General features: G+C 46.0%; 9 protein-coding genes and 1 tRNA gene. 8 read left to right on the top strand and 2 right to left on the bottom strand.

What is annotated here, in order from left to right; translation table 11 throughout:
• The first annotated feature begins 106 nt into the window (after window positions 1–106).
• From K6K13_RS02155 to K6K13_RS02120, 8 genes are all read left to right on the top strand, one after another.
• Complete coding sequence (locus K6K13_RS02155; RefSeq protein ID WP_222159350.1) at window positions 107–1,408, top strand: anaerobic C4-dicarboxylate transporter; 1,302 nt, start codon at window positions 107–109, stop codon at window positions 1,406–1,408.
• 108 nt (window positions 1,409–1,516) lie between these two features.
• Window positions 1,517–1,849, top strand: a complete 333-nt coding sequence (gene cutA, locus K6K13_RS02150; protein WP_222159349.1) for a divalent cation tolerance protein CutA — start codon at window positions 1,517–1,519, stop codon at window positions 1,847–1,849.
• Window positions 1,825–3,552: a protein-disulfide reductase DsbD gene (locus tag K6K13_RS02145; RefSeq protein WP_222159348.1), complete on the top strand. Its 1,728-nt coding sequence runs from the start codon at window positions 1,825–1,827 to the stop codon at window positions 3,550–3,552. The genes cutA and K6K13_RS02145 overlap by 25 nt, the downstream gene beginning before the upstream one ends.
• Before the next feature lie 45 nt (window positions 3,553–3,597).
• On the top strand, window positions 3,598–4,179 hold the full coding sequence (locus tag K6K13_RS02140; RefSeq protein ID WP_222159347.1) for a transcriptional regulator: 582 nt from the start codon (window positions 3,598–3,600) through the stop codon (window positions 4,177–4,179).
• 131 nt (window positions 4,180–4,310) lie between these two features.
• Window positions 4,311–4,386: transfer RNA gene (locus K6K13_RS02135), tRNA-Phe, on the top strand.
• A 665-nt stretch (window positions 4,387–5,051) separates the two neighbouring features.
• Window positions 5,052–6,104, top strand: coding sequence for a hypothetical protein (locus tag K6K13_RS02130; protein WP_222159346.1), 1,053 nt, complete (start codon window positions 5,052–5,054; stop codon window positions 6,102–6,104).
• A gap of 59 nt (window positions 6,105–6,163) precedes the next feature.
• Window positions 6,164–7,861: a hypothetical protein gene (locus K6K13_RS02125; protein ID WP_222159345.1), complete on the top strand. Its 1,698-nt coding sequence runs from the start codon at window positions 6,164–6,166 to the stop codon at window positions 7,859–7,861.
• Window positions 7,862–8,097: 236 nt separating this feature from the next.
• Window positions 8,098–10,929, top strand: a complete 2,832-nt coding sequence (locus tag K6K13_RS02120) for a hypothetical protein (RefSeq protein ID WP_222159344.1) — start codon at window positions 8,098–8,100, stop codon at window positions 10,927–10,929.
• Between the two features lie 27 nt (window positions 10,930–10,956).
• Here the strand turns inward: K6K13_RS02120 and K6K13_RS02115 are convergent, their stop codons facing one another.
• Window positions 10,957–11,694 (bottom strand): 4'-phosphopantetheinyl transferase family protein, encoded by a 738-nt coding sequence (locus K6K13_RS02115; protein WP_222159343.1) that lies wholly within the window; start codon window positions 11,692–11,694, stop codon window positions 10,957–10,959.
• A gap of 34 nt (window positions 11,695–11,728) precedes the next feature.
• Window positions 11,729–13,006: a NupC/NupG family nucleoside CNT transporter gene (locus K6K13_RS02110; RefSeq protein ID WP_252120394.1), complete on the bottom strand. Its 1,278-nt coding sequence runs from the start codon at window positions 13,004–13,006 to the stop codon at window positions 11,729–11,731.
• Window positions 13,007–13,040 lie beyond the last annotated feature (34 nt).

The raw sequence follows: 13,040 nt of genomic DNA, 5'->3' as shown, positions 1-13,040 counted from the left end.
CGCGTTACTCCTGACAGGCACGTCGGCATTTTGCGGGCGTGCCTTTTTTATGGCCTCAGGTTTGCTCACAACCATAAGAATTTCTTATCTAACAAGGAGCATCACTATGTTTGCCTTTGAGTTGGTTATCGTTTTGTTGGCTATCTACCTCGGTGCACGACTCGGTGGGATCGGTATCGGTTTCGCGGGCGGTCTCGGCGTTTTGGTTCTGACACTGGTGTTTCAAATCAAACCCGGCGCCATTCCCTTCGACGTGATTCAAATCATCATGGCGGTGATCGCCGCCATTGCAGCCATGCAGGTCGCTGGGGGCATGGATTATCTGGTGAGTTTGGCTGAAAAATTGCTACGGCGTCAGCCTAAATACGTCAACTTTCTGGCACCTGTCGTCACCTATTTTATGACGCTGTTGGCGGGAACGGGGCATACCGCGTTCTCAACGCTGCCAGTGATTGCAGAAGTGGCTAAAGAACAAGGGATTCGCCCCTCGCGCCCATTATCGATTGCCGTTGTTGCGTCGCAAATCGCCATCACTGCCTCACCGATTTCCGCCGCCGTGGTTTTCGTTGCCAGCATTCTTGAACCGAAAGGCGTCAGCTATCTGCTGCTGCTCGGGATATGTATCCCGACGACCTTGTGCGCGGTGTTGCTTACCGCCGTGGTGACCAATTTTCTGGGCAAGGAATTGAAAGACGACGAGATTTATCAGGCACGGTTGGCAAAGGGTGAAACCGTGCTACGCGGCGTCAGCAAGCTGGAGATAAAAACCGGGGCCAAGCGCTCTGTGCTGCTGTTTTTAGTGGGTATTGTCGCTGTGATGCTTTACGCCACCGCCATCAGCGACACCGTCGGGCTGATTGCCAAACCCATACTGCCCCGTAACGAAGCCATTGTGGTGTTTATGCTGACGGTCGCCACCCTGATCTGCATCACCTGTAAGCTGGATACCGCCAAAATCCTCTCTGCCAGCACCTTCAAATCCGGCATGAGCGCCTGCATTTGCGTAATGGGCGTGGCCTGGTTAGGCGATACGTTTGTAAAAGCCCACATCGGTGAAATCCAGGGTACGGCTGGTGCGTTGTTGCAGAATTACCCGTGGATGCTGGCAGTAATACTGTTTTTTGCCTCAACCCTGCTCTACTCACAGGCGGCGACAGCCAAAGCACTGATGCCTGCGGCGTTATTGTTAGGTGTAACGCCAGTCACTGCCGTGGCGTCTTTTGCTTCGGTATCAGCGCTGTTCGTGTTGCCCACCTATCCCACGCTGCTCGCCGCCGTGGAAATGGATGACACCGGATCAACGCGCATCGGCAAGTACGTCTTCAACCACGCGTTCCTGGTACCTGGCGTTCTGGCGATTACGCTATCCGTCATTTTTGGCTTTGTTCTGGGAAATATGGTGCTGTAACGTCCCTCCGGTATTCACCCCGGGCGGTGTGCCACCGCCCGGCATCCATTCCCCTCGGCCCCCAAAGCAGGGTATAGTACCCCCAGTTCCTCTTTCACTGGGGTGACCATGGAAAATCCTGCAAGCTGCACCGCCATCGTTGTCCTGTGTACTGCACCTGACGACCCCATAGCACAACAGCTGGCAACGGATGTGCTCACTGCCGGGCTGGCAGCCTGTCTCACAGTACTGCCTGGCGCGCACTCTTTCTATGTCTGGGAAGGTAAATTGGAGCAGCAAAGGGAAGTGCAACTGGTGATCAAGAGCGATACCTTGCATCAACATGCGCTGCTGCAACGCCTTAAACAGCAACCCCCTTATCAAACACCGGAACTGCTGGTGGTTCCGATCACGGATGGCGACAAAGATTACCTGACATGGCTAACCGCATCCTTACGCTGATCCTGCTGTTAAGCACGCTGATCTGCCCTCAACTGGCAGGTGCCTCCCTGTTTGCGCCGTCATCTGCGGTGCAAAACAGCCGCTTTCTGACGGTAGATCGCGCATTTGCTTTCGATTTTCAGCAACAGCAAGAGACGCTGACGCTACGCTGGCAAATCCACCCGGGCTATTACCTCTATCGCGACAAAATCACGCTGGCTCCCGGCCAAGCCGTGTTAGGCGACATATCCATACCCGCCGGCCTGCCGCACAAAGACGATTTTTTTGGCGAAGTGGCAATCTTTCGCGATAGCCTCACGGTAACCGTCCCCATTAGGCAGAGCACAGCGGGTGCCACCGTGCGTGTTACCTATCAGGGCTGCGCTGATGCGGGGTTTTGCTACCCGCCTGAAACGCGAGAAATTCCGTTAAGTGCCGTGACCGCAGACCAACAGCCAACGCCCAGCAATACGATGCCTCCCGTCATAGCACCGGTAGCACCTGCGCCTCTGCCGTTTTCTCCACTTTGGGCGCTGTTGATCGGTATCGGTGTTGCCTTCACCCCTTGCATACTCCCGATGTACCCACTGATTTCCGGGCTGATTCTTGGCCGGAAACAGCAATTATCCGCGCGCCGCACCCTGCTGCTGGCGTTCACCTATGTGCAAGGCATGGCGCTGACCTACACGTTGCTCGGCATTGTCATCGCGGCGGCGGGGCTGCGCTTTCAGGCGGCGCTACAGCACCCGGCCGTGTTAATCGGTTTGTCACTGCTGTTTATCGCACTCGCGCTGTCGATGTTTGGTCTCTATAACCTACAAATGCCCTCTGCCCTGCAAACCCGTCTGGCGCTGTGGAGCAATCGACAACAAAGCGGCTCTCTTGGCGGGGTCTTTTGCATGGGGGCACTAGCAGGGCTGATTTGCTCGCCTTGCACCACTGCTCCTCTCAGCGCCATCCTGCTCTACATTGCGCAAAGCGGTAATAGCGTCGCCGGCGGCAGCATTCTTTATCTCTATGCGCTCGGTATGGGCTTGCCGCTTATCGCGGTGACGCTGTTCGGCAATCGCTTTTTACCCCGCAGCGGTCCCTGGATGCAGCACATCAAAACGGCTTTTGGGTTTGTCATTTTAGCCTTACCGGTTTTTCTGTTGGAACGCGTTGTAGGCGATATCTGGGGAGCTCGCCTGTGGAGCCTGCTAATAATTTCCTTCCTGGCATGGCTGATCATGCTGGGCTTGCGCAGCCATTGGCGCGGAATGCGTTTGATACAACTGCTGCTTTTGATTGGTGCAGTGACCGCGGCTCGCCCATTGCAAGAATGGCTAATGCCTTCATCAAGCCAAGCCAGCACCGTTCACACATCAACCCTGCCGTTTATACCTGTTCATCATCTTGAGGGGTTGAACCAATCCCTCACCAGCAGTCAGCGCCCTGCTATGCTGGATTTATATGCCGACTGGTGTGTCGCCTGCAAAGAGTTTGAGAAATACACCTTCAGCGATGCGAGCGTTAAACAGGCGCTGGCTGGGTTTCAACTTCTTCAGGCGGATGTGACCGCCAACAATGCGCAGCAAAATGCATTGCTAAAAAAATTTCAGGTTATGGGGTTACCAACCATACTCTTTTTTGACAGTAACGGCCGGGAGATTCCCGAGTCACGCATTACGGGTTTTATGGATGCCGAGGCGTTCCGGGCGCATTTGCAAAAACTGGGGCAATAGGCCACTGCGACGATGGCGGCCCCAGTCTGAATCAAGGGGAATATCATGCAACTACAGCGGGACGAGGTACTTGAGAACGCGCTGATCTTACTGGAACAACAGGGCGTTGCCGCCTTAACGTTAGACACCTTGGCTGAGAAGCACCGCATCACTGCCGAGGCCAAGACCGATTTCTGGCCAGATCGTGAGGCACTCCTCTATGATTGCCTGCGGCACCATAGTCAGCAGGTGGATACCTGGCGGCGCCAGCTATTACTGGATGAAACGCTCTCCGTTGAGGAAAAGCTGCTGGCACGCTATCAGGTATTGCATGAAGCGTTGCAAAACCAACGCTATCCCGGCTGCTTGTTTATTGCCGCATGCAGTTTCTACCCTGATACCCATCACCCCATCCACCAGATTGCAGAGCGTCAAAAACAGGCATCGCTCTACTACACGCGAGAACTGCTGACGCAGTTGGAGACGGACGATCCAGAAATGGTCGCTCAGCAGATGGAATTGATTCTCGAAGGGTGCCTGAGCCGGTTAATGGTCAAACACCATGCGGATGACATCGCAACCGCCCGCCGCCTGGCAGAGGATGTACTGCGTTTTGCGTTATGCCGCAAAAACGGTGCGCTAACCTGACAGAAATCCGGGGCGCGACGCTGAGAAATGCGTCATCCTGACTGAAAAGTCGGCAATCAACGTGGTTTTGATGCTTTTCCTGCACAAACCCGTTGACGGCAAGCGGCCAATACGGTTTAATGCGCCCCGTTGCCCGGATAGCTCAGTCGGTAGAGCAGGGGATTGAAAATCCCCGTGTCCTTGGTTCGATTCCGAGTCCGGGCACCACTTCTCCTTTTTTATGCCTCCCTATACGTTCCTATAAATCCCTATGTGTTTGTAATGTAACCAGAGTGGCGTAAAAATCTTTCCTGATACGTTCTTAGTTATCCCTAGGCATCCGGAAAAAAGTGGGGCAAATTACGGGTCATTCAGTTCGATGAACGAAGTGACTTGCCCATGTTAACGGATAGCAAGACTCGCTCAGCCAAAAACCTGTTCCCCGTCGATTATCACCTACGATTTATTACACCACCGCCCATATATTGAATTTTCACTTTCTGCCTCATGCCCGATCCGCAGAGAAACCGAGTTTGTGGCTTGGTGAATACACGGATAAGCACGTACACGCATTACACGTAAATCGTTGGGGATTAACAGGTATTAATCACCGTCAGCGAGTCTACGCTCGATGCTATTTCTATCGACGTCGACAAACAGACTGTCGAAATACCTTACGAGTAAACGATGCCGTTTCTCTTATAGTTTCTATTAGAAATAATATGGACAGATTATGCTTAATATCGCTATGTAATTTCCTTTCTAGCGCCATATTAATATTACAAAAAATGAAAATATACAAAAGACAATCGATACTTGAAAAATAAAGAGCCTCCTATCGATTACATTATGTTTTATATCAAAATCACTTATTCAATCGGTAGAGGCACTGCATGTTGATTGCAGAGATAAAATCCAACCTATCAGATCAAGTCAACAATAACCTTTGTCACGAAATGAGGGAAAGGTCAAATTCCTTCCCTGCATCACATTCTGACATTTCACGTATTCGTAACTCTGCGCTCGATTTTCGTCGCATTAATCAACCGAAAGAATCTTATGAATCAATGCTTTCTGAAGCAGCCAAAGAGGTCAATCTCGATATAAAATTAGTGCCGACAGTGATAAAAGACACCGCATCCATCAATGCCAAAGACTATGTTTATCTGGGCAGTTGCGAAACACAATTTGTTTTGGACATGGGGGTTACGCTGGATGCGGAGGGTAGACTTGTTTTCATTAATGGCCAGCGTAAAGGGTTGATACCCGGTTTATACAATAAATACATCAGAACCAGAAAATACTTCTGCTACAGTGCTCACGACATAACAAATAATAATGATTACTTATTTGATGCATTACATATTAATGAAGACGGTAAATTGACAGGAAGAATAAAAGGCACGTCTAAGCAATACACTATTGATATAGAAAAGAATAATAAAACATACGCCTTATCGGAATCAAACGCTAACATCGCATTGCGTTTAACAGAGCAACCAGAATGGATACCTGAAGAGATTAAGCTTGAGAGGCAAGATGGAATTACATTAATGTTTGAATTCAAAAATAATTCATTGTATTTATCTGAATTTAAAAGAGAAGACAACACAGTGAGTTACAGAGAGTATGATGCTCTCGTTAAATTAAAATCCCTCAAAGGTTACAATATACTTTCGGTTAAAAAGACAAGGAATATGCTTCAACTGGAGACCATGCATAATAAAAAAAGAGAATCATCTATCTTAATCCGAACAAAATACAACTGCCAAAAATTAGTGCAAAGAGTTTTTCTCACAAACCGCCACAAAATCTCTATTCTGCATTGGGCTCAGATCCTCATGAATATTATGACTCAGGCCAGCCATTTAGCTCTACGCGCTGTGGTAATTTTAGTAGCAAATGGATTCCCTTATTCGGTGACGCGATTGATAATTTCCGAATAAACTTACAAAAATCGAAATGCTGTTGGCATGATAAACATTATCAAAAATCCTTTTTTACAATGGCGCATGCTATAGACCCTGGTATACGTGCAACCACATCAACGATAAAAAATCTTTCAACACTGTGCAGATCGTCCGAAAAAACAGGAAAAATTTCTAGCGACATTACCAATATGAGAAATAATTACACTTCGCTCATTGAAAAACTGCCTGACAGCGTAGTAAGTAATAAAGACATCACCACTGCAATACCGAACATATTAAAAAGCCTCAAAAATGGCGATCAACTGTCTCTCATAAAGTCTAACGACATCTCTATTTTTGGTGGTATAGCCAGAGGCGGTACCCCATTTGCCCCTGCCTATTTTGTTGGTGGTGTTGGGGCACTATCGAAAAACCATTGTGTCAGTTTCGCTAAAATGGATGATGACGAGGTATCATGTTCTTTTGATAATAGATTAACAGCACTCATTGCACTGTTAGCAGGGACGGGACAAGGCTTAGAAAAAACATTACTCAAAACATCTAACATTGACTACTTTACCATTTTACCTATAGAGTCAAATATTATTTTATTTTCACAAATGGATAAAAGTAGAAATCTAACATTGAAGTTAGATCAAAATGACATTTCAAGTTTCATCGAAAAAAGCAGTATAAAAAGTGAGTTAATTCAGTTTCTCGATGAAAAGGAAAACAATATATCAATTAACAAAAAAAACGAATATACTAACAAGTTATCCATTGAAGCAAGGGCACTTGAACTCAGGCTTCAAATGGGGACCGGTTATGAACCAGGTAATTACATTGTAGCACCGAGAAGCATTGCCGGAATCATGTTATCGGGAGATATACTTTCAATAAAATATACAAACGAAACAAATATCACACCTGATTCGAACGAAAAAAACAGTAAAAAAATTGAATTACAGGCATTTTCGCCAAATGCAAAACTGGTTCGTGAAAACAAAGTAATGCCAATAGTGTCAACGCAAATTGATAATAATGATTATTTTTTACCCCTTCCGATAGTTGAAGAGTCACACAGTAAAAACATAGTAAGCCGCCAAGCTTATATCAATAAGTCCCACCAGTTAACCAGTGGTAGAAGTTTTTTCGACAATCCCGAAAAAACATTATCTGATGTTATTGAATCGCTCAACGACATGGATATAGCAATAGAAAAAAAACATGACATTCGTTGTTTAACAAATTTAGAAATGATATGTAATAAAAACAATAAAGTAAAATCACATTTATTTAAGAAAAAAAATAATTTAATTAAGGACGTCCTTATTCACAAAGATTTCATTGATTCACTTAAAAAGACAAAACAGGACCTTATCGACAAGGAAAGAAAAAGCATGGGGAAAAAAATAAGTTATCACATCATTACAGACTATAAACTGACAGAAGAAAGCAAGCGTGCTAAAGACAATCTCGAACAAGAAATTGCAACAACTAAAGATATTGCATCACAACTAAATAGTGGGGAACTACAGCTATTGGTAGACAATCTGCATGATAAAGTTACATCCTTCAAAGAAAATGCAACATATCTACTGAATAAAATTGATTTTATGAGCACGGGCTATTTTTCTGAGTTTTCGTCAACAATTCCCAATCTCATATTTTATTTTAATGACAAAAAATCCATCTCTTTAACAAAACATCTTGGCGATATAACATTTGAATATAATAAGGCAAACGCAAATCATCCTTCCAAAATAGTTTCGAATCTACACTTTTTGGATTAAGGCCGCTGTGCATGTGACTGACTATCGTGGTACAACCTATTTTTGAAAGACGTCACCCTCGCTGAAAGAAAACCATTGATTGTGACAGCAATAAGAAGGAAATATTAACTTTACATTTAATTTATAATAATTTTTTTTTACCATTTGAACGCGTAGGTTTTTTTAAATTAAACACCCTCGTAATGCATTACATTAATCGACGCTTGGGATAAAATTCCGTAACCCTTAGGTTGATTATGACAACATTACAACGTTCATCACTGAAGATACCGCAAGCGGTCGCATCGGAATCAATGATGAAAGCACCTGAATTATCACCAACAGGTTCTAATGCCTTAATCAAAAATATCTCTTTTATTCATCATTCAGTGCACACCATCACCTCTCAGAAAAACCATTATTATACTTATCACAACGCACCAGACAACCTTAATGAAGACGTTACATTAGTACCGAGCACCATTGATAAAACTAACACTAGGGATTATGTGTTTTTAGGGAGCTGTAGCATGCCTTTGCTTAGCGACATGGGAGTAACGTTGAACCCAGATGGCGATCTTATCTTAATAAAAGGTCAGTGCCATAATTTACTCTCTGGTTTATATATAAAAAATAGCAAAAAAAATGATTACACTTATTACACTATCAGTAAAAACAGCGACAGTATCGCGTTTGAATCATTATATCTCGATGCGGCGGGTGAACTGACTGCAAAACAAAAAAACAAAGACAATTATTATTCCATTCGATTTAACACCAATACCAGTGTCGATACTGAAAAAGAAACGATAAAGTCCGTCAACGTGACTTACAAGAAACAGCATACACCATTACCAACAGATCTTTCATTTCAAGGCTATGATGGAAACACCACTCATTTTTATTTTAAGAATAACAATTTATACCTGAGTGCCTATTCAGTAGGAAACAAAAAATATGATTACAGCCTCATGGAATATAAAATCGAAGTACTATCTAACACAAAATATAGTATTGCTTCCGTGAAGCGCTGTAGAAACATGTTACAAATAGAGGCCATTAAACGCGATAAGGTAAGGATTTTCTATATTGATCCTAAAAACCTATCCAACCCGTTACTCAAAACAGAAAAAGCAAGCCATAAACCCCCCCAAGGACTCTACACATTGTTAGGTGGCGATACGCATGAAAAGTACTATTGCGGGCAACCCTTCTCATCAACCCGGTGGGGAAACTTTAGCTCCCTACCTATCCCCATCATCTCTCCAATAACGGATGCTATCCGTTTAGCCCTTAAGAAAAACAACGCGAAAAGAAGCAAGACAGAAAAATTCCTGAAAGGCATAAAATGTGCAGATCCGGGCATCAATGTTGCCATATCGGTAACCAAGGATTTACTCAAAAAAACAGAGAAAAAGGAGCAATCAGATACATCATTAGTGAACACGTACATCAAAGATCTTAAGCGTGACCTTTCTCCGTTGATCAACGATCTTCCTGCGTTTATGCCTGGAGATGATACATTCGCCAAAAAAATAGTATCGCTATTACTAAGCCTGGAAACAAGTGATGCGCTTACCTTAAGCAAAGAAAATGAATTTTCGCTTTTCTTCAGCATATTACAAAGTGGCATACCTTTTCATCCCGGCTGGTTTGCCAGTTTCATCCTTTCAATAACAAAAACGCATCGTCTGATTTTAACCAGGTCAACGACGGGTAATATAAAGCTGGTGTTTACGCGTAAGAGAAAGATTGCCAAGACCTTACTGCTAGGCACCGGTCAGGGCTTTGAATCAACATTACTGAGCCAAGGTGGGGTCAACTTTTTTTCTATTATGCCCTTTGAGGCCAATGCACTCTTAACGTTGCACAAGACCAAAGAATTGGATTTCTCATTTGAACTAACCCCCTCTCAGCTTGAATCACTTTTCGATCAATCATTCAAGATGAATGACCAAAAGAGTTTTTTTGAAAAAAACGCGATACTCGTCAATAAGAAGCAGACCAGCGAATATAACACGGCACTTTCTTTAGATATTAAAATCAATGAACTACGTGCAATGGTGAGTGTAGCCCCCACAGACAACGTACACCTTAACTTGCCGCGACTAGCCTGTGGTACTGGGGTAAAAGCCTCGGTATTCACCTATAACAAGAGGAAAGAAACCCGATATTCAGATACCGCACAGCAACCAACGGTCGCGAAAAAAAGCACATTGAAGCTACTTTCCGGCTCTGGCAATTTTTTTGCTGGAGAAAAATACATTATTGCTCCTCACACTATCAACGATAATGGGCCACTCTGTTATCGGCTTGCGCTTATTGAAAGCGGGATAAGCACCAACATAAACACAAAGAGCGTTTTTAAACATGCCTATACCCAGGTCAGGACTGCGGACTCAACGTTGTCGATGCCAAAACGGCGTCACCATAAGCAGATTAAAAAGGTTTACAGCATGTTGGCAGCCATAACAGAAACAGGGGAAATCATCCGTCCCATGCATAAAATTGAAAATGTAAAGGTGACGCGTAGGTTGCATAATCCGGTTAATTTATCGCAAAGCAACGTGCTGGCGAGATTTCGATCAACCTCATCACAGCCGACAACATTCAAACATGTTTTTGGCAAGGAAGCGCGTCCACAGCCGTTTGCTGATACGTTGCGCGCACTCGCCGACCGGGCATCCAGTAAAAACAGAAATAATTTAAATAAAAAACTGAGCCACAGTCTTGTTGCAAAATACGACATCAAGAGTAATGACAAAAAAAGGTTACTGGAATTTAAACACGCATTAAACGTGCTGGAAAGCAACCCGAATGCGCTGAATCGGCATCAAGAGAGAAAAACGCTGAAGGAATTACATCATCAGATTGCAAAATTTAAACACGAGGTGACATATCAATTGAACACCGTCGATCTCTACAGCGTTGGCGAGATGGTACAGACCACATCATCACTGACCAATGTGCTGCTGAATTTCCGGCAAACCAACGTGATGGCGTTAAAAAAGCATCTGGGACAACTGGCACTTGAATATGCCGATACGCCAATCCCCACGAGAATAACCGGCAACTACCGTTTCTTTTGAATGCACACCTACATATCGCAGTTCTCGTCAGACAGCCTTCGAGGGTTCAAGACAGAGGAAGGTGGTGACTTTATTTGCCATCATCCGGTATACCCCCTTGAAGCGCCGTCCCGTGGGAAACTCAGGCGTTAGCGTAGTTTGCAACTGCAGTTCGAAAATCTGTTGAGCCTGGTTGAGCACGGTGATTTGCGCATCCAAGAAATCGAAATAATGCTGAACCGAAGGATAGATGGCTTTAAACAAACTCTCCTTGGCAGAAAAGCTCAACGTCAGCGCCTGGCAAAACGGCATATCCACGCCTTTCAGCCATTGGCACTCCTCGTCACCCACGATACCAGGCCAGAGTGAAGCCGCCCGATCGTCACTCATCAGCGTTTCCACATCCACACCCACGCCGCTGAATACGTCGCTACGACGGTGAATAGCGCACAGCACGCTGTCTTTATTGTGGCTCAAAGAGCCACAGAGGTTTTCAGGCCACACCGGCGAGCGATCCTGGCCGCTCAGCAAGGTAAACTGGTTGATACCGAGTTTTTCCAGCACATGGCGCGCCAGATAACGCCCCGCCAGAAATTCAGCGCGGCGCTTGGGCACCGAACGCGCCAACTCCGCAGACAAGGGCACATCAATACGATGATAAAGCGTATCGTGGTAATCCTCTGGGTTGAAACGACAATAGGCGCAGAATCCAGGATACACAGCCTCGCCATTGGGCAAAGGCAGCGTCATCCATTCAATATTGCCGATAAACGCCGAGATGGTCATTAACGTACACTCTCCCCCTGCTGCGGGTCAGGCTTTAAAGCGCCAGAAAGAAACCAGCAATAGTCGCACTCATCAGGTTTGAAAGCGTTCCTGCCGCAACCGCTTTCAGCCCAAAACGCGCGATATCCTGCCGACGGTTTGGAGCCATGCTGCCGAGCCCACCAATCAAAATCGCAATCGATGACAGATTGGCAAAGCCGCACAAGGCAAACGAAATAATGGCTTTCGATTGATCCGAGAGCACCTGTAATCCCAAGGCTGCCACGGCATCATCCGCTTTGAGATGCTGACTAAAGTTCAGGTAGGCAACAAACTCATTGAGAATCAGTTTTTGGCCGATAAAAGCCCCCGCCACCGTCGATTCCTGCCACGGAATCCCGATAAGGAAAGCCACCGGCGCGAACAACCACCCTAAAATCAGTTCCATCGATAGCTGTGGATAATCAAACCATCCGCCAATGCCCCCCAGGATGCCATTGAGCAAGGCAATCAGCGCCACAAACGCCAGCAACATTGCACCGACATTGAGTGCCAGTTGTAACCCAGAAGCCGCACCACTGGCCGCTGCGTCTATCACGTTGGCCGGTTGATCATCGGCGCTTACAAAACCGGAGTGAGTCTCATGATCGTGTGTTTTTTCTGTTTCCGGCACAATCAGCTTGGCAAACAGCAAGCCACCCGGTGCAGCCATAAAGGAGGCAGCAATCAGATACTCCAACGGCACGCCCATCTGCGCATAACCCGCCATCACCGCCCCGGCAATGGATGCCAGTCCGCCGCACATCACGGCAAACAGCTCTGAACGCGTCATAGTGGCAATGTAGGGACGTACCACCAGCGGTGCTTCCGTCTGCCCGACAAAGATATTTGCCGTCGCCGAGAGCGATTCGGTACGCGATGTTTTTAGCAGCTTTTGCAGCGCTCCGCCTAGCAGGCGAATAACCCATTGCATCACACCGATGTAATACAACACGGCAATCAACGAGGAGAAAAAGACAATGATCGGTAGCACCCGCAGCGCAAAGACAAAGCCACCGCCACCAAACAGCTCATACATCTTATCGGAAGCCAGGCCACCAAAAATAAACGATACGCCTTCATTGCCGTAACCAATAATCAGAGCAACCCCTTCAGTCATCCCTGCCAGTATCTTGCGGCCAAGGGGCACATAAAGCACCAATGCGCCAATACCAATCTGGAGTAGGAAAGCACCCAACACTGTGCGCAGGCGAATAGCCTTGCGGTTGCTGGAAAGCAAAACGGCGACCAGCACCAACACAGCCATGCCAATAAGACTCATAATGAGTTGCATAAGAAGTTCCCTTTTATGCGTTGTTGAAAATCAA

It is taken from the genome of Symbiopectobacterium purcellii (assembly GCF_019797845.1).
Lineage (GTDB): Bacteria > Pseudomonadota > Gammaproteobacteria > Enterobacterales > Enterobacteriaceae > Symbiopectobacterium > Symbiopectobacterium purcellii.
The sequence above is the reverse complement of the archived record's forward strand: the minus strand, read 5'-3'. Positions and strand labels throughout refer to the sequence as shown.

What these genes read in the sequence shown, in the direction of transcription:
- K6K13_RS02110 (WP_252120394.1), bottom strand. Translation starts at nt 13,006, where the DNA reads ATGCAACTCATTATGAGTCTTATTGGCATGGCTGTGTTGGTGCTGGTC.
- K6K13_RS02145 (WP_222159348.1), top strand. Translation starts at nt 1,825, where the DNA reads ATGGCTAACCGCATCCTTACGCTGATCCTGCTGTTAAGCACGCTGATC.
- K6K13_RS02130 (WP_222159346.1), top strand. Translation starts at nt 5,052, where the DNA reads ATGTTGATTGCAGAGATAAAATCCAACCTATCAGATCAAGTCAACAAT.
- K6K13_RS02125 (WP_222159345.1), top strand. Translation starts at nt 6,164, where the DNA reads ATGGCGCATGCTATAGACCCTGGTATACGTGCAACCACATCAACGATA.
- K6K13_RS02140 (WP_222159347.1), top strand. Translation starts at nt 3,598, where the DNA reads ATGCAACTACAGCGGGACGAGGTACTTGAGAACGCGCTGATCTTACTG.
- K6K13_RS02155 (WP_222159350.1), top strand. Translation starts at nt 107, where the DNA reads ATGTTTGCCTTTGAGTTGGTTATCGTTTTGTTGGCTATCTACCTCGGT.
- K6K13_RS02115 (WP_222159343.1), bottom strand. Translation starts at nt 11,694, where the DNA reads ATGACCATCTCGGCGTTTATCGGCAATATTGAATGGATGACGCTGCCT.
- K6K13_RS02120 (WP_222159344.1), top strand. Translation starts at nt 8,098, where the DNA reads ATGACAACATTACAACGTTCATCACTGAAGATACCGCAAGCGGTCGCA.
- cutA (WP_222159349.1), top strand. Translation starts at nt 1,517, where the DNA reads ATGGAAAATCCTGCAAGCTGCACCGCCATCGTTGTCCTGTGTACTGCA.